This window comes from Prevotella aff. ruminicola Tc2-24, assembly GCF_900110895.1.
Classification (GTDB): Bacteria; Bacteroidota; Bacteroidia; order Bacteroidales; family Bacteroidaceae; genus Prevotella.
Genome location: NZ_FOIQ01000002.1, coordinates 44,053 through 60,917 on the forward strand (window position 1 = coordinate 44,053; position 16,865 = coordinate 60,917).

Below are 16,865 nucleotides of genomic sequence, written 5' to 3' on the forward strand. Positions count from 1 at the left end.
TTTAATAAGGTTTCTATTAGAAAGTCATACCAAGAGTGATGTCAAACGAGTTAGTCTTCTCATACTTTGTAAAATCGGTCAAATCCATCGAATAGCCGAGTCCCACCAAGAACTTACTGAAACGAGCACGGACACCAAGATTCATGCCCACCTGCATCCGCTTTGCTGTATTGTCACTGCTCCCCATATCATCCTTGGAGAAGAGATCGACAGTCTCAGAATGTCCTCCATGCTCATACTTGTATTGAGCCAGAATGTTACCACGCAGATAAACGCCTGCATACGGATCAAGGTAAATACCATCGCCCACAGGAAGTGAGTAAATCACGTTAACCGGAATCTTAGCGGAAAGCATGCTGAATTTCTCTGTCCCCCTATCTTCTTTCTCCGATTTGAAGAGATATTGGAGAGCGACACCTGGCTCAATATATAGAGAAGGACCGAGAGGGAATGCTTTCGTATAACCGGCAGAGAAAGACGGAAGACTGGTGCTGATACTATGACCGTCGTGGCTATACTTCTGACTGGCGGCATTATACTGCAGGTAGAATGTACTAAAGCCCATGCCTGTAGATGCAAGGACACTCTTACCGACCTTTGCCTTCTGTGCTTTCGGTTGAACAGCCTTTGTCTGAGTGGTCTTTGCCTGTGTCTTTTTCCTTTGTTGCAGTTCGTCAAGAGTGATCACCTGCTGTGCTGAAACGGATGCGCAAACGACTACGAATGCGGCCATCATGAATAATCTGTTTCTTTTCATAACAATTAGGTTTTTAGATGTGTATTAATAATAAAGATTATTTGGTCTGGATTATCAGATACTTCGTATTGCTCCAGAAAGCCTCTGGGTCAGTGATGTGAATCTCCGAGGCGTCCTTACCGGTTTTGACAATCTCATACGATGAGGACGGCATAGCCGAGAGTACCTTAGGTCTGGCCGCAGGGATTTGCATACCGCCAAACGTACGTGTATCGACCTGAGTAAACAACTCACGCGGCAAATCGTTATAGTTAACCGATGATTTCTTCATAAAGCCGCCGCCCGTGATGACGCCCGATTCTTTCAGTACCTTTCCAGAGCCCATCACGACATAACCCTTATTAATCCTTGCCGACTGTTTGCTGAGTTGTTGCTCCTGCTCCTGCACCTTCTGACTTAACGAGTTATTATTCTGACTCAGTGCACTTAGCTTACCACTCAACTGAGCGATATTCGCGTTCTTCTGCTTCAGTTCCTCCTGAAGACGGGTTATCATCTGATCTTTCTCATCAATTTGCTTGTTTAAATAGGTAATAAGCGTCTCTAACTTCTTCATGTTCGCACCCTTAGCATTCAACGAATCGGTCATCCGACGGATCTTCTCACGCTGTTCGGCGAGTGTGTTGGCAAAAGACTCCAGGTTCTTCTTAAGTTGTTCGCGGTCCACGATCGTCCCCTCCGGTCCTTGATTTGTATAGAACAAGGTGCCTTCCTGCTTGGCGATTGTATCGAGCCCCTCAGACAGCACTGCAACAAAAGAGCTCATGTTATCCAGGTCACTCTGGTTACGCGCGTTCAGATTTTCAAGAGAGTCCACCTGACGCTTTAACTCGTCCACACCGGCACCACCATTACACGATACGACAACCATCAAGGTAGTCAGGACAATAAAACAAGAGAAAACTTTCTTCTTCATACTTATTAGGTTTTTAACATTTTTTCTGCAAAGATAGGGATTATGAGAGAATTTAACAGTTTATAATTATAGAATCTATCGGGCATATTCGTAGAAATAGCGGGCATATTCGCAATTTCATCGTGCAAAATCACAAATCCAAAAGAAAAAGAGGCGGTTTCTTTTTGTTCTGAACCACATTTTAGTTATCTTTGTGCCATGATACAGTCCATGATCATATCCCTGCCGATGATGGTTTGTATCATCCTCTCGGCTTTGCTTGGCCTGAGTCTTCATGACAGATGGGACAAGCCCAAGAGCCGATTGCTCATCTATATGGTCGTCGCCGCCTTCCTGTATCTGGCCCACTCCATCTATTTCCACAGACTCACTGAGGCTATCCCGTTCTCAGATACGGTCTACAGTTTCTGTAACCCTGCGGTGTTCCCCCTTTTCTACATCTATATAGAAGAGCTCACGACGAACCAGCCGCTACGCTGGCGCCAGTGGCTATACCTGTCACCCGCCTTCGTCTGCTTCATCCTAGTAGGCCTGCTCTACATCCTCATGGACAAGGAAGAGACCGTCCAGTTCATACAATCCCATCTCTACGGTGACAATTATGCCACGCTCACAGGACTGGCATGGTGGCAGGGACAGGCACATCTGCTAGTAAAGATCGTCTTCGCCCTCGAAATTCCACCGATATTCATCTTTGGCTGGCAACGGGTTACACAATACAACCAACTGATTGAGAACTTCTATTCAGACATCGAGGAAAAATCCCTGAACTCTGTCAAGCCGCTACTTATTCTTCTTGTGACAGCCTCGCTGATAGCTTTTATTTGTAACGCAGTCGGTCGGTACCGCTTTGCCGACTCTATGTGGATGCTCGCCATTCCGTCGGTTATCTTCTCAATTCTGATTCTTCTTATCGGGCATGTCGGCCTCCGTCAGAAATTCTCCATACAGGACGCTCTCTTAGAGATTGACGATACAGACGAGCCCACTGGCATCTTGAAGGACGAAGAGTCGTTAAGGGGTAAGATCCGTCATCTGGTAGAAGATAATGCACTCTACCTCCAGCCCAACCTGAAGACCAACGATCTGGCTAAACAGCTACACACCAACAGGAACTACATCTACCAAGTCATCAATGTGGAGATGGGTATGTCGTTCTCAGAATATATCAATCGGAGGCGCATCGACCATGCCGTACTTCTGATCGAAGGCGATCCCAATGCCTACCTCGCTGATGTGGCTGCCAAGTCTGGATTCTCGTCAATCAGCACCTTCTATCGGAATTTCAAGTTGTATATCGGTTGTTCGCCCAGTGATTTCCAACAGAAAATCCAAGCCAGACAACAGTCGCAAAAGAAAACGACTGGCCGAAGCCTTTGAAAGTTCGCCCAGTCATTAGTACCCCGACCGAGAATCGAACTCGGAACTAAGCTTTAGGAGAGCCTTGTTATATCCATTTAACTATCAGGGCATATGCTTTTCGTGTGCAAAGGTACGGAGAAAAGACGGAAAAAACAAAAATCAACGGCATTTATTTTTCAGACGGACATCGTAGAACTATACTTTTACGCTGTCACATCGCAAAACAAGGCGAAATAATCGATGATTCCTTTGCATATGTCACAAACAATCCCTATCTTTGCAACTCATATAAAACATAAAACTAAAAACTACATTTATGAAAAGATTTCTAACTTTCTTATTTCTCACTCTCCTGACAGTAACAGTAGGAGCACAAAGTCTTTCCGCACTTGACCAACTTAAGGAAAATCCCAGAAAAGCCTACGGCACCGACTATCCCTATCAGCAGGAGAACACACAGTTGACAAAAGCCCCCCGTGGCTACAAAGCATTTTATATCAGTCATTATGGTCGTCATGGTTCCCGTTACTACTGGAACGATATGCTCTACAAGAGCCTTGACAAACTACTTACCACGGCTCATGAGAGAAAACAGCTCACAGCAGAGGGAGAAGCCTTCTACGAGAAGTTTGAGGCTGCCAAAGCAGAACTTAGCGCCGGTGTCAGCGAACTGACACAGTTGGGATGGGAACAGCATCAGAGCATCGCCCGTACCATGTATAACCGTTTCCCAGAAGTGTTCAAGAAAGGCGGCAACGTGTTTGCCATCGCTTCACTGGCAGGCCGTTGTGTGATCAGTATGTCCGCCTTCTGTCAGGAGCTTGTACAATGCAATCCCGCCATTGAGGTTCGTGAACAATCGGCTCGCTCCACTCTCGACGGTGTCGCTCCAAACGACCGACAGAATCCCGCCCGTCGAAAGTTCCCCAAAGCCACGCCACGCTTCGAGAAGAACCGCGCCCAGTTTAAGGATGTCGTTGACACACTGCGACAGGTTGTCATCAAGCGCGTGTTCACCAGCACAGAAGGCTTGCAGGTTGATCCGCACCGTCTCGGTGGCGACCTAATCAATCTCTATACCTCATTGCCCAGTATCGGACATGAAGGAATGATGGGTAACATCATCACCGACGAGGAGATTGCAGCCCAGTGGGAGACGTCTAATCTGGGAACCTACACTTGGGTGTTCGAACCCCAGTATGAGTCGATTCCCATCCTTGAGGATATCATCAAGAAGGCAGATGCCGTTCTCAATGGCAGTAGCGACCATATTGCCGACCTCCGTTTCGGACATGACACCTACCTCGGTCCTATGACAGTGCTGATGGGTATCAACGGCGCCGACCGTGATCCTGAAGACCCTTATGAGGTGAAGAACTGCTACCAGAATTGGGAGACCTGCAAGGCCAGCAATATGCAACTGATATTCTATCGCAGCAAGAAGAGTGCCGACATTCTCGTGAAGTGCCTGCTCAACGGCTGCGAGGCAAGTCTGCCCGTTCCTACGACCCAGTACCCATACTACAAGTGGTCAGACTTCCGCGACTTCTACACGGCACGCTGCAACAGCATCAAGTAAAGGGACAAGGGTTTACCACAGTCTCGATACGCTGAAGAGCATCCATCAGTCGACTACGCGGGCAGGCGATGTTCAGCCGGACATACCCCTCGCCTGTCTCCCGACCGTACATTGTACCGGGGTTAATCCAGACCTTTGCCTCGGCAAACAGACGGTTGCATAGCTGCTGCGAGGTGATACCCATGGCAGAGACATCCACCCACGGCAGATAGGTTCCCTCCAAGCGGCAGACCTTCCACTGAGGGATATTTTCTTCGATGAAATCGCGAATCGACTGATAGTTTCCCCAGAGGTATTGGTTCAGTTCGTCGATCCAATCCTCACTCTCGTTATAAGCCGCCTGTAGCGCCACAATACCGAAAGGATTCACGTCGCACACCTCATTGATATTGATGGCACGGTCGATACGGCGTCGCCATGTGGGATGCGAACAGATGATATTGGCAATCTGAAGACCAGCGGTATTAAAGCTCTTCGAGGGTGAGTTCATCACCACACAATCGTCTGTGACCGTTCCAAAGGGTACAAACCGATAGCCAGGCATGATGAGTTCGCAATGTATCTCGTCGCTCACCACCTTCACACCATGTCGGTGGCAGATGTCGTACATCCGCTGCAGTTCATCTCTTGTCCATACACGACCCGTAGGGTTATGAGGGTTACAGAGCAGGAAGAGCGTTGTCTTCTCGTCGGCACACTTGCTCTCGAAGTCGATGAAATCGACCTCAAAGCTGTCATCTGCAGCCTTCAAGGGTGATTCGAGCACTTCACACCCGTTGTTCTTGATACTGGAGAAGAAACAGTTATAGGCCGGCGACAAGATCAGCACCTTCTCGCCAGGCATGGTAAGCGCCTTGATGACGCACGACATGGCCGGTACGACAGCCGTCGTGTAGAGCAGCCACTCACGGTGGATATCCCATTGATGACGACGCCGGAACCAGGCGATGACAGCCTCATAATAACTCTCCGGTACGATGTTGTAGCCAAACACCCCATGCTCGGCCCGTTTCCTGACAGCCTCTTGGATGGCGGGAGCCACCTTGAAGTCCATATCGGCTACCCACAGGGGAATCATCTCCTTAGACGAGCAACGGTCGTCCGTCTGACAGGGACCTTCCTCATCCCACTTCACGCAGTTGGTACCCCTGCGCTCTATCAATTCATCGAAATCGTATTTCATGCCCTTATCTCTATGATACAGTTATTCGGCTGACGGACATTCTCATCAATCGTGACACTACCGATGGAATCGGCAATAATATGTCCACTCGTCGGGTTCTTGATATTCTCAATATGCCCTCTGATGTCGGCCTCAACGGTAGAATACTCAAACATACGGTCGCAGGCAGCATCAATGGTACAATTCTCCAACACAAGGTTCTGGGTGTAGCAGAGCAACTGCTCACCTGCCAGATGACAGTTCACGAGGCGTACGTTCTTCGAGTGCCATGCCAGATACTCACCATCGAGTACCGAGTCATAGACGGTAACGTTCTCGCACTCCCAGAACGAGTCCTTCGTCAGGATCTTGGCATTGTGCACCTCCACATTCTTACAGTACTGGAATACATACTTCGCATCGCTCTCCAGACCATCGACATAGATATTCTGCGAGAACATGAACGGATAGGTGCCTCCGTGCAGTCTCACGTTCTTGATTCTGAGACCATTGACTTTCCAGAATGTCTCGTCGGCATCTGTAATCTCAACATTCTCAAGTTCCAGGTTTCTCATCTCACGGAAGAATTTCGGACCGTCAATACGTGAGTTCTTCATCACCATATCATTGGTGTACCAAACAGCAGAACGGGAACCGAGGGCGAAATAGCAATTCTCAATATAAGCCCCATCGACATGCCACCAAGGATACTTTCCATAGAACTTACACCCATAAGCCTCGATGTTACGGCATTGTTTGATTCCGCTCTCTCCGTCCTCGATAGTGATATTCTCAATTCTCAGATCGTGTTGTGCGAATAGCGGGCGTTCTCCACCGAATTTCTTGTCTTTTATCAGTTCCATGTCTGTGTCTGTTATATGATGTGTCTGCAAAGATACGAAGAAAAATCCGTAACCGGCATACACCGATTACGGATTATCTTATCTATTTAAATGTTTTTAATTACTTTTCCGGCATCATGACAATCTCCGCATGGTTTCCTGCACTCACAAGGTCAGCTAGGAACTTCTGGAGTTTCTCTGGAGTGAGCGATTTCACTGTCTCCTCGTAGCCTGTCTGCAGATCTACACCCTCGGCAGTCCACTCTGTCAGCACATTCATCCAGTGCCCGTTCTCACGGGCATTGTCCTGAGCCTGTTTGAGCATGATCTCCTTGACGGCATTGAGATCTTCGTCGGCAATCTTCTGAGTGGCTTCTACCACGAACTTCACCATCAGGTCGCGAGCTATCTGCATCTTATCCGGGTTCGTCGGAGCCGCAGCATTGAGCATGAACACAGGACGACTGCCGTTCAGATCAATTCTTCCGCCGGCACCAACACCATAGACAGCACTCTCCTCTTCACGGATGGTACGTTCGTAGACTCGTGTAAGCACCTGTGAAACAGCATTGAGCATCACCTTATTCTCGAGGGTATATGCCATATCTTCGTTCAGCCATATCTCTCTGACCTGAGCCTGCGGAGTCTCCATCTTCTTCGAGAATTGGTTGACTTTCTCTCCCTTGAAGAAGGTACGGATATCACGGACATGTCCGAAATCCCTAGAGCCACCAGGCAAACTGGCGATATACTGCTCTATGAGTGTACGGATCTGCTGCTCGTCGAAGTTACCGATAATGGTATAGATAAACTGTCCTCCATGGCCATAAAGCTGCTTCAGAATCTGGAGCGTACGGTCGTAATCGAACTGTGAGAGCTCCTCAACCTCCGGGGTCACATAAAATCTATTTCCACAGTGCAAGGTGCTCTCTACTGAGTCTTTGAACACCAGATCATGGTTCAGGCTCTTATTGCCAAACACAGTCTTCGCCTGATTGATAAACGCTGCCACCGATTTCTCATCCTTGTTGATATTCGTCATCGTCAGATAAGTGAGTTGGAAGAGAGTCTCCAGATCCTTTGGAGTGGAACGACCAGAGATATACTGACGATCCTCATCAATACTGAGACTTACACTTGCCTGCTTGCCAGCTAAGGCTTTGTCGAGTTCAGACTTCGTGAAGTTTCCGAGACCACTAAACATCGCAACTGTACTAGCAAAGTCCACGTTTATCGGATCTGTATCGACGAAGAGCGATGCACCACCCTTGGCCTCAGCTTGCATCATCACCTCATTATCCTTGAAGTCGGTCTTCTTCAGGATTACACGGGCACCGTTCGAGAGTGTCAGCTCTTTATAGCCAAGGGTCTTATTCTCGGTCTCTTTCACGATTTGTCCCTTGACGGGAAGATCAGCAATCAGAGGTTCCTCCTTCACGTTGTCCACCCAAGCGGTCAGTGTCTCAGCATGGACAGCATCGACGCCAGCCTTCATCTCCTCGGCTGTCACGAAGACATTACCTTCCTTCTCCTGTTGCATATAAAATGCCAGCAGGTTCTTGTCGTTTTCCGGTATCATCTGTCGGATCACCTGATTCACGATGTCGACTGGCAGTTGCTGAGCCAGCGCACTGATTATCTGGTAACGCTCCTCAAGCGAGGGAATGGGCGTCTGCTCCAGATAGTTCTCAATATACTCATTGGCGTACTCCGCGTTCTTTCGCTTATCACGGTTGTCATAGTCCCTCTCCAGCGCACTCAGGTAGTCGGCCTTAGCGCGGGCGTATTCCGTTGCCGTAAAACCAAATTCCCGGGCACGGAGAATCTCACGCTCCAAACTCTTTAGGGTCTCTATCTCCTGACCATGCTTAGACACACCGATTAGTGTCACAGCATCCTTCGTACGGACAACATTACCAAGTTTTCCGTTCTGGACAATAGCCTGAAGATATGGACATTCCGGCTGCTGTGAGATCTCATCAAGACGGGCACCGAGCATCCGGCATACCAGATTGCACAGATAATCAGTTACAAGATAGGCCGCCGTTTTCTTGACGGCTACGGGCATCACATCACGTTTGATACCTATACGCAGTATGGGATATGGCAGTTCCTTATCCTTCTCTGCCACGAAAATCGGCTGCTCATTGTCGGGCACCAGTTCGTCGACGACCTGTGCGGCATCGGGAGCCACCTTAATATCAGAGAAGAGTTTCTTGATCAGATTCTCGGTATAGTCTACGTCGATATCGCCAACGACGACCAGAGCCTGATTATCTGGGCGATACCATTTCCTGTAATAGGCCTCCAGTTCTTCGGGCTTGAAATTATCCACAACCTCCATCGTGCCAATCGGCATACGGTAGCCATACTTCGACCCTTGGAACAGCGTCGGCAGGGCACGCTCCAACATACGATCTGCCGCTGCCGTACGATATCGGTATTCGTTATGAATCACATCACGCTCCTTCTCAATCTCCTCCGGGGTGATGGTGATGCCACTTGACCAGTCACGTAACACCAGCATACAAGAGTCGAGAGCCGACTGGCGCTCTGTTGACACATCGGCCACATAATAAACAGTTCGGTCGAAAGAAGTATAGGCATTCAGACTACGGCCATACTCTACACCTATTGTCTGCAGATACTCTATCATCTTCCCTGTGGGGAAATGTTCTGAGCCATTGAAGGCCATGTGCTCCAAGAAGTGAGCCAGTCCACGCTGGGTGTCTTCCTCCTGCACGGAACCGACTCGCTGGGCGATGTAAAAATTCGCCTTCTTCTCCGGTGTATTGTTGTAACGCAGATAATAAGTCAGTCCGTTGTCAAGCTTACCGACACGCACTTCCTTGTCTGTAGGGAGTTCTGGCATCTGCTGAGCAGACACCGTTCCGACCATCAGCAGCATCGCTGCTACAAAAAATTTTGTTATTCTCATATTGTTTGAGGTTTAGTTGATTATCTTTTCGGTTGCAAAGATACAGTTTTTTCTTAACAATATAGGGTTTCACAGGTTATCTTTAGAGAAAAAAGCCACAGGCACACGAGTAACGTATATCCTGTGGCAAAACTCAATATGTTAATAAGAGAGAGAAAGACTACTTGTTAGCAAACAGCATATTATCGACAGACTCCATCACGAGCATACTACTCAGGAGATACATATTATCCTGTGTCTCATTCATCCGATAGGTCTTCACAGATGTGAGACAGGGAGCCATTGAACGATAGAGCGTCACCTCGGAAGGAAGCGTGTAACACTGTCTGGCAGCATCCCAGTGGCTCACCTCCACATTGTATCCATTCTTATAATATTTATACGTGAGGCGGCTGTCCCTGGTCCAGTTCTGAGTTGCATCATCCCAGCGAAGCATCTCCTTATTCACCAGTCGATCCTGCTCGTCGTACTCATAGCGGTACTCCATCTTATGGACCATCTGATGGTCGGCATCCTGTTCATACACCTCAATCTTATTAATGACTCCGTCCTCCATGTCTGCATTGTACATGTAGTTCACGTCAACGTTGCTGATTGCATTGAAGTACATCGTGAGTACTGTTGCTGCGGTGATGATTGTCTCCATATTACTCATTTTTTTGAGATTATTACTTTATTTCTTATCAGTTTTATGTCCTTTCGACGTTGCAAAGATACGACCGTTCTCCGGTAACTAATGTTATGCGAATGTTATCATTAGGTTAAATCCAAGCTTAATGTTAACAAATCGTAAAATCCCTCTATTCCTATGCAGTCTTTTTATACAACACTACACTATATAATAAAAAGAACTAAATTTGCAACATTAAATGATACAGTTATGAAGAAACTTAGTATGCTTTTGGTAATCACGCTGATGATGTCAGGACTGTCAGTCCTGACGGGTTGTTCATCAAACGACGATGACATGTCGCCGACAGACAGATGGCCGGGTCTTACGCTCACAAGAGATCCTGAGAAACAAGAAGCGAAAACCGTTATCAAATATTTTGAAAGAAGCGGCCTCAAGCTGCATGTGGTTGACCTTACAGAGCGATATACAGATGCCTTATACGCACTTGAATACAAAGCCAAATCCGTACCCGTGAATCATGTCCTACTAGAGAATCTCCCTCCTTCCATCCAGACAATGGTCATGCAATGGGGGGAAAATGGACTCACGAAAGTATTCCGTTTGGAGTATCAAGGAGAGACTTACTATGATATAAGTAATTTTCTCCAAAGTTCCATGATCAATATTTACGACGCAGAAGGAAACGCGCTTGGTCCTGGTTCCGCATCTTACAGCACGCTTATAAATGAGGCCCAGATCCGCTGCATCCTTGTATTAGACACAGAGATTGTAAAAAGCGCGGAGAACGCACCCAACTATTTAATAGGTTTCTGGCAGAACGATTGGCAACACATGATCCATGATAACATACAGGACATCAGGATTCTCTATCCAGATCTTTCCTTTTGTATCACGGAGGTGATTTGTTTCCGTGCAGACGGTACAGGATATCTGCGTACTGTCAAAACCAACAAGAACGGGAGCAGCGAGATCGCTCTCGATCCCTTCCACTATGAGCTGACCGACTACCATGGCGGTGAGCAATACGGATATCACGGCTATTACTATAAATGCTATTTCCAGGCAGGAGACGTTATCGAGTATCAGGCACGCTCTTTCGACAATATGCAGACGCTGGTCTCACATAATATGCTTGAATGTTATCCCTGGTTTAAACAAGCGAACGACCCATTCGAATCACAGGAGGTGAATGCCGGACAGAAATATGGTGTACCCGCAAGAGACAACGACAGTCCTATCGTAGGCAGATGGACAGGAGGAGAATATAGCAATGTTCTCATGAAGGACATCTTCACAACATGGGTCTTCCGCTCAGACAATACAGGTTACAGTCTCAGGGGCGACGAATACGACGAGTCTTTCGCCTATACCGTCACTTATAATGGTTCTAAAGCCAATGTTACGATTTACAAATACAACACAGGTCTTTTCGACAACGAGATTAATGGTACAACCATCAATGCCACGTTCAACGGTGATGGTCTGGAGTTAGAAGGCTGGGGCAGCTACAGTAGGCAAGAATAAGCAACAAGAATGGAGCTGGATACGACAGAGCTGATAAACAGGTGCAAGGCTGGCGAACGCCATGCCTTGGACCTGCTGTATCAGCAATACAAGCCCAAACTCCTAAACATCTGTAAGCAATACGCTAAGGAGGACGATGTGGCAGAAGATCTGCTACACGATGCCTTCGTCGTGATCCTGACCTCACTCGACAAACTTGAGAAGCCCGAGAAACTGGAATCGTGGATGATCTCGATAGTCAGAAACGTAGGTTACCACTATCGGCAGCATGCCAACAAGGAACAATCGGCACTCATGCAGTTGGCCAAAGAAGAGACAGAGACCACGGATACAAGCCAGACTCCATCTTACGACCAACTACAATCGTTCGTTGCCCTCTTGCCGCAAGGCTATCAAGATGTTTTCAGACTCTCAGTATTCGAGAATTTCTCCCATCAGGAGATTAGTAAGGTATTGGGAATCGCCCCTCACTCGTCTTCCTCGCAACTCTTCCATGCAAAACGGACATTGCGAACGCTCATCAGACGCTCGTGGGTACTGTTGTTACTGCTTATCGCCGTTCCCACCGCTATCTGGCTCTTTATACAGAAAGACAAGACTATTGAGGAGAGTAACCCGATAGCACAAAAGAAGACCGAGATGACACAAGAACCTGAAAGATCTCTGGATTCAGACATTTCTCAGAGTCCTATTCTGGTGCCATCTTATCAGACCACCTATCCTAAGCTGTCTGCCCAACATAAACCGTCTGTCGAGGTTTCTGACACGACCACCTACCAGATCGCAGAGGCTCCTCATGAGAGCATCCAAGAGACGACTCACCAGACTCCTATCGATACAACCAAGGTAGAATCTCATCACGATATTTTCACGATTCCCGCCTTCGAATCAGAACACCTACTCGTAGCACAGGCGGAAGTCAGTCGTCCTTGGCATATCAGTATGACTTACAGTGGTATTGCTGGCAACAACGAAGACTACATGGCACAGGCCAGCGTTGGCAAGACCAGTTTCAATGCCATAAGCAACACCTCTATCCCCACACAGTTCAACAACTGGATAGACTACGCCCTCTATCTGAATTATGACCCAATGGTCGTACGCGATGCAGAGACACGTTCGATAAATTATATTGCAACCCTGAACTCAACCCTCAACGGAGGTATGATGGAGGCTCACCACAAGCACCAGTTGCCTGTCACGTTCCAGATTCTGCTGAATCGTCAGCTCACCAAGCGTCTCTCCGTGGAGACAGGACTCAGCTATACCCAGCTCAACTCCACCATTACCACTGGTAGTACACAGGCCTTTATCCAAGAGAAGCAACAACTTCGTTATCTGGGCATCCCACTCCGATTAGGATGGCAGTGGTATAGCAAGGCCCACTTCAGTCTCTACTCTTCCGTAGGTGCTACACTGGAGTTGCCCGTTCAGGGTAAAGTCCTCATCCGTCATGAGGCCAACGGCAGCAAGACATTCCAAAAGAAAACCGACCTTGACGTGCCCTACCAATGGTCTACCACATTCGGCCTTGGTCTGCAATACAATCTTACGCCACATCTCGGCCTATATCTGGAGCCCAGTCTGCAATACTTCTTCAACGACGGTAGTGACATCCAATCGTATCGCACGGAGCATCCGCTTCAAATTACCCTACCTCTCGGCATCCGTGTCCATTGGTAAAATTTGTTAAAATCCCGTTACTTCCTACAAGATTTTCAGAGATTGGCAGTTGTAATCATAGAATAACTATAAAACAGACAAGAATGAAAAGGAATCTTCTATTTAAGATCATCGCCCTGTTGATGCTGTCTGTCGGCATAGAGGGTTGTAGCAGTGAAGGAGGCAACAACGCTTTCTTTCAGATGATAAATAATGCTAATTCTGGCTGTAAACATGCTGCTGGCACAAGAGGAGAATCCTCGGCTTATGATCATGAGTACGTCGAATACAAAGGTCTGACTAACGGTTATCTGGCGCTCAAACATGTAAATGCCTTATTCAACTGCGAACCCGGCAAACTGGAGATTCAAGCCTCCATCGATGGCAACGAGATCAGGATCTTAGAGAATGAGGAATTGTCATTAGCCAACTGTGTCTGTCCATACGATCTCTATTGTGAGGTCGGCCCCCTCAGCTTTGGTAAGTATACACTCATCCTTTGCAGAGGCTCTTTCGAATACGGTGAAATCGCACGCTTCACCATCAACTATTCGATAGGGCTGAACGGCAGATTCAACATCCGCCAGTAAAAGAACGAACTTAAAGGTCGTGCCTCTGATGGCAAGCAGAAGGAAGTACAAAATAAATGCGTTTTTATTTTGTACTTCTCTTGATTTACACTACCTTTGTGGGCAGTTATGCATAGGAACAGGTATAAATATGTGTCGATTGTAAGTGCTGCGGCAGTCTTACTGCTGCTGGGACTCTATATGTGGATGACCTACTGTTCGGTGACAAGGGATATCTCAGAGAGAGCGACCAACCAACTACCGTGGGCTCTTTTCTGCGAAAGCTATGAGCGTTCGAGATGCCTGTCCAGCGACGACACACTCAGTCTGTCGCAGTTACGCAACGACCTGTCGCTGGTATCCTCGGTAGAAGGTATGAACGACGTGCTGAGTCGCAGATACCATTCTGAGATTTCGCTCGACACATTGGCCTTTTTTGTCGACAGTCTGTTCAGCGTTGTCAACCTGAACCGTGACGTAACCATACAAGAGGTAGATGCCGAAGGACGAGTGCTCCGGCAGAACAACGACAGGAACTCGGCTTTCTCTCTGATCACAAAACCCTTGAGCATCAGGCACGACCAGTCTAAGGGCATCCGTCTATCGCTCAACAACCCTTATCCCGAACTGGCACGCCGGCTCAGTCCGTTGTTTCTCATCAGTGCCATCATCCTCGGTTTCTTTGCCGTGATTATCATCCAACTGTTACGTTTTATCAATGAGCAGGAGCAGGTTGCCGAACTGCGTAACGACTTCTCGTATGCGATGGTTCACGACATGAAATCACCTCTATCCAGTATCATTATGGGGGCCCATTTCCTACACTCGGGAAAGGTTGACGACAAGCCGCAGATTAAGGATAAATATTTCTCCATTATCGAGGAAGAGTCTGAGCATCTACTGGCACTGGTCAATAAACTACTGACCATTTCGAAACTGGAGAATAAGAAATTGATTCTGAACAAATGGGACATCAACATAGAGCCGATCATCCTCGACCTCATAGAAAAAGCCAAGGCAAAAGCGACCAAACCCATAGAGATTACCACCAGTCTGGAGGTTAAGAACGTGCTAGCCGATGAACAGTATATCACCGAGGCTATCGCCAATCTCATTGACAACGCCATCAAATATTCGAAGGACAATATCAGCATAGAGATCAAAACCATCGATACCGACAAATATGTCTTATTAAAAGTACGCGACAATGGTATCGGTATAACCCGCGAAGAGCAGCAGGTCATCTTCGACAAGTTCGGACGGGCAGCCATCCACGAGAAGAATCGTAAGGGTGGTGTCAGTGGTTTCGGACTCGGTCTAAACTATGTCGATCAGGTCATGCAGGCCCATGGAGGTAAGGTCACTGTATCAAGTGAGAAAGACCACTATTCGGAGTTCACGCTCTACATTCCCAAAATTGAGAGAAACAAAGTATAAGGATATGATCAAATTACTCTTAGTAGAAGATGACGAGTCGCTCGCCTATATCGAGAAGACAGGCCTCGAAGATATCATCGGTGGCTATGAAGTGACCACCGCCTGTAATGGCAAGGAAGGTGTGAAAGCCTGGGAGGAGACACATCCCGACGTGATCATCTCAGATATCGACATGCCCGTGATGAATGGTTTCGAGATGGTGGAGCGTATCCGCGAGACTGACGGTAGCGTGATCATCATCTTCACCTCAGCCCTCACCTCACCAAATGATGTGAAGGCCGGTTACCGTCTAGGCATTAACAACTACGTGAAGAAGCCCTTTGTACCCGAAGAGCTCGATGCCCATATCCAAGCTCTGATGAAGATGCGTGGTGGTGCCAAGACACAGAAGGAGACCAGTCACTACAAACTCGGTCGATATACCCTTGATGCCGACCATGCCACCCTACGCAACGACGACACCAACGCGCTGCAGACCATCACCCAGCGCGAAGCACAGATTCTGCGACTGCTGGCCGAGAATAAAAACAATGTGGTGCGCCGCGAGGCTATTCTCAGCCGCTTCTGGAATACGGAAGACGACTATTTCGCTTCACGTTCGCTTGACGTCTTTGTGAATAAACTTAGGAAACTGTTGTCCGACGAGTCGAAGATCAATCTCAAGACTATTCGAGGTGTCGGTCTGCAACTTCTTGTAGAAGACTAGTCTATCGGCCTGAAACGATCCATCACCCTGATAAGATACAAGGTAGAAGGAACAATCAGCACGACAGCAAGGGGCATCCCCCACCAGGAAAAAGACGACTCTGGTACAAATATATACACCAGCCAAAAAACAACACCACTTACCAAGATAGGGATAAAACTGCGTGTACATTCAAAAGTCCACATCTCTATCAAAGCAGCCAAGACAATGGGGATGATTAGCCACGGAGTGGGGACATTCAGCCAATTGATCAGGGCAACAACCACCAAGGCCACAGGAATAATAATCTGCGGACGATGCTTCCACTCCAACAGTTCACGAAGCACCGCACCATAGATAACCATAGCACTTATGGCCTCCTGAGCGATGAAACAGACAAACACCTGAAGCGGACTATCTTTTATAAATTCAGTTATGCTCGACATAAGACGCTCCCCGCCACTTTCCTGTTCAACTCTCATACAGATCAGAGCTAAGCCTACTTCTACCAGCACCAACGGAAGAACTATCTTCCACCATGTCCCATCCGGAATTCTTCCCATCGTATAGCTGGCAAAACCGGAACGAAGAAACACCCAGTGGAGCACAAGGCATACCATCAGTATCAGAATCATCGTCCCGTATGCCATCAGGCTTTTCGTATTGGTAGACCCTTCTGGCATACTGGAGAAACCGTCCACAAAGCCCGATACGAAACCCAATAGGGCTCCGCCAACAAACACCATACCGAGCATGATGCCGACAGCCAACAAAAGATACATAATTGCCTTGTTCATA

The 16,865-nt window shown here is 47.7% G+C and carries 14 protein-coding genes and 1 tRNA gene; 7 read left to right on the plus strand and 8 right to left on the minus strand.

Annotated elements, in window-relative coordinates; translation table 11 throughout:
* Positions 1-16: 16 nt before the first annotated feature.
* Together BMY63_RS04500 and BMY63_RS04505 are read right to left on the minus strand one after the other, a co-directional pair.
* A complete protein-coding gene (locus tag BMY63_RS04500) occupies positions 17-757 on the minus strand; it encodes a porin family protein (protein ID WP_091915054.1) in 741 nt (246 codons plus the stop codon).
* 37 nt (positions 758-794) lie between these two features.
* Positions 795-1,673, minus strand: coding sequence for a Cbp1 family collagen-binding glycoprotein adhesin (locus BMY63_RS04505; RefSeq protein ID WP_091901767.1), 879 nt, complete (start codon positions 1,671-1,673; stop codon positions 795-797).
* A gap of 198 nt (positions 1,674-1,871) precedes the next feature.
* Here BMY63_RS04505 and BMY63_RS04510 point away from each other — a divergent pair, with 198 nt between their 5' ends.
* Positions 1,872-3,053 (plus strand): helix-turn-helix transcriptional regulator, encoded by a 1,182-nt coding sequence (locus tag BMY63_RS04510; RefSeq protein WP_091915055.1) that lies wholly within the window; start codon positions 1,872-1,874, stop codon positions 3,051-3,053.
* A 19-nt stretch (positions 3,054-3,072) separates the two neighbouring features.
* On the opposite strand, the gene BMY63_RS04515 is transcribed toward BMY63_RS04510, so the two are convergent.
* A tRNA-Arg gene (locus BMY63_RS04515) sits at positions 3,073-3,144 on the minus strand.
* 207 nt (positions 3,145-3,351) lie between these two features.
* Here BMY63_RS04515 and BMY63_RS04520 point away from each other — a divergent pair.
* Positions 3,352-4,614 carry a histidine-type phosphatase gene (locus BMY63_RS04520; protein WP_091901745.1) on the plus strand — a complete coding sequence of 421 codons (1,263 nt, stop codon included), beginning with the start codon at positions 3,352-3,354 and terminating at the stop codon, positions 4,612-4,614.
* On the opposite strand, the gene BMY63_RS04525 is transcribed toward BMY63_RS04520, so the two are convergent.
* From BMY63_RS04525 to BMY63_RS04540, 4 genes are all read right to left on the minus strand, one after another.
* Positions 4,607-5,797: a MalY/PatB family protein gene (locus tag BMY63_RS04525; RefSeq protein WP_091915057.1), complete on the minus strand. Its 1,191-nt coding sequence runs from the start codon at positions 5,795-5,797 to the stop codon at positions 4,607-4,609. The genes BMY63_RS04520 and BMY63_RS04525 overlap by 8 nt on opposite strands.
* Positions 5,794-6,639 (minus strand): DUF3737 family protein, encoded by an 846-nt coding sequence (locus BMY63_RS04530; RefSeq protein ID WP_091901741.1) that lies wholly within the window; start codon positions 6,637-6,639, stop codon positions 5,794-5,796. Before BMY63_RS04530 ends, BMY63_RS04525 begins: the two co-directional genes overlap by 4 nt.
* Before the next feature lie 100 nt (positions 6,640-6,739).
* A complete protein-coding gene (locus tag BMY63_RS04535; protein WP_091915059.1) occupies positions 6,740-9,556 on the minus strand; it encodes a M16 family metallopeptidase in 2,817 nt (938 codons plus the stop codon).
* A gap of 160 nt (positions 9,557-9,716) precedes the next feature.
* Entirely contained in the window at positions 9,717-10,211 is a 495-nt protein-coding gene (locus BMY63_RS04540; RefSeq protein ID WP_091915061.1) for a DUF3836 domain-containing protein, read from the minus strand.
* Between the two features lie 225 nt (positions 10,212-10,436).
* On the opposite strand from BMY63_RS04540, the gene BMY63_RS04545 reads away from it, so the two are divergent.
* The 5 genes from BMY63_RS04545 (at position 10,437) to BMY63_RS04565 (ending at position 16,088) form a co-directional block, all read left to right on the plus strand.
* Positions 10,437-11,714 (plus strand): hypothetical protein, encoded by a 1,278-nt coding sequence (locus BMY63_RS04545; RefSeq protein WP_091901734.1) that lies wholly within the window; start codon positions 10,437-10,439, stop codon positions 11,712-11,714.
* 9 nt (positions 11,715-11,723) lie between these two features.
* On the plus strand, positions 11,724-13,397 hold the full coding sequence (locus tag BMY63_RS04550) for a sigma-70 family RNA polymerase sigma factor (protein WP_091915063.1): 1,674 nt from the start codon (positions 11,724-11,726) through the stop codon (positions 13,395-13,397).
* Positions 13,398-13,480: 83 nt separating this feature from the next.
* The gene (locus tag BMY63_RS04555) at positions 13,481-13,966 is read left to right on the plus strand and encodes a hypothetical protein (RefSeq protein ID WP_091901730.1); all 486 of its coding nucleotides are present in this window, start codon (positions 13,481-13,483) and stop codon (positions 13,964-13,966) included.
* 108 nt (positions 13,967-14,074) lie between these two features.
* A complete protein-coding gene (locus BMY63_RS04560) occupies positions 14,075-15,382 on the plus strand; it encodes a sensor histidine kinase (RefSeq protein WP_091901727.1) in 1,308 nt (435 codons plus the stop codon).
* Between the two features lie 4 nt (positions 15,383-15,386).
* A complete protein-coding gene (locus BMY63_RS04565; RefSeq protein WP_091915065.1) occupies positions 15,387-16,088 on the plus strand; it encodes a response regulator transcription factor in 702 nt (233 codons plus the stop codon).
* Here BMY63_RS04565 and BMY63_RS04570 read toward each other — a convergent pair.
* Positions 16,085-16,864, minus strand: coding sequence for a hypothetical protein (locus BMY63_RS04570; protein ID WP_091915067.1), 780 nt, complete (start codon positions 16,862-16,864; stop codon positions 16,085-16,087). The two genes, BMY63_RS04565 and BMY63_RS04570, sit on opposite strands and share 4 nt — an antisense overlap.
* Position 16,865 lies beyond the last annotated feature (1 nt).

What these genes read in the sequence shown, in the direction of transcription:
- BMY63_RS04565 (WP_091915065.1), top strand. Translation starts at nt 15,387, where the DNA reads ATGATCAAATTACTCTTAGTAGAAGATGACGAGTCGCTCGCCTATATC.
- BMY63_RS04535 (WP_091915059.1), bottom strand. Translation starts at nt 9,556, where the DNA reads ATGAGAATAACAAAATTTTTTGTAGCAGCGATGCTGCTGATGGTCGGA.
- BMY63_RS04555 (WP_091901730.1), top strand. Translation starts at nt 13,481, where the DNA reads ATGAAAAGGAATCTTCTATTTAAGATCATCGCCCTGTTGATGCTGTCT.
- BMY63_RS04540 (WP_091915061.1), bottom strand. Translation starts at nt 10,211, where the DNA reads ATGAGTAATATGGAGACAATCATCACCGCAGCAACAGTACTCACGATG.
- BMY63_RS04510 (WP_091915055.1), top strand. Translation starts at nt 1,872, where the DNA reads ATGATACAGTCCATGATCATATCCCTGCCGATGATGGTTTGTATCATC.
- BMY63_RS04505 (WP_091901767.1), bottom strand. Translation starts at nt 1,673, where the DNA reads ATGAAGAAGAAAGTTTTCTCTTGTTTTATTGTCCTGACTACCTTGATG.
- BMY63_RS04530 (WP_091901741.1), bottom strand. Translation starts at nt 6,639, where the DNA reads ATGGAACTGATAAAAGACAAGAAATTCGGTGGAGAACGCCCGCTATTC.
- BMY63_RS04550 (WP_091915063.1), top strand. Translation starts at nt 11,724, where the DNA reads ATGGAGCTGGATACGACAGAGCTGATAAACAGGTGCAAGGCTGGCGAA.
- BMY63_RS04560 (WP_091901727.1), top strand. Translation starts at nt 14,075, where the DNA reads ATGCATAGGAACAGGTATAAATATGTGTCGATTGTAAGTGCTGCGGCA.
- BMY63_RS04545 (WP_091901734.1), top strand. Translation starts at nt 10,437, where the DNA reads ATGAAGAAACTTAGTATGCTTTTGGTAATCACGCTGATGATGTCAGGA.
- BMY63_RS04520 (WP_091901745.1), top strand. Translation starts at nt 3,352, where the DNA reads ATGAAAAGATTTCTAACTTTCTTATTTCTCACTCTCCTGACAGTAACA.
- BMY63_RS04570 (WP_091915067.1), bottom strand. Translation starts at nt 16,864, where the DNA reads ATGAACAAGGCAATTATGTATCTTTTGTTGGCTGTCGGCATCATGCTC.
- BMY63_RS04525 (WP_091915057.1), bottom strand. Translation starts at nt 5,797, where the DNA reads ATGAAATACGATTTCGATGAATTGATAGAGCGCAGGGGTACCAACTGC.
- BMY63_RS04500 (WP_091915054.1), bottom strand. Translation starts at nt 757, where the DNA reads ATGAAAAGAAACAGATTATTCATGATGGCCGCATTCGTAGTCGTTTGC.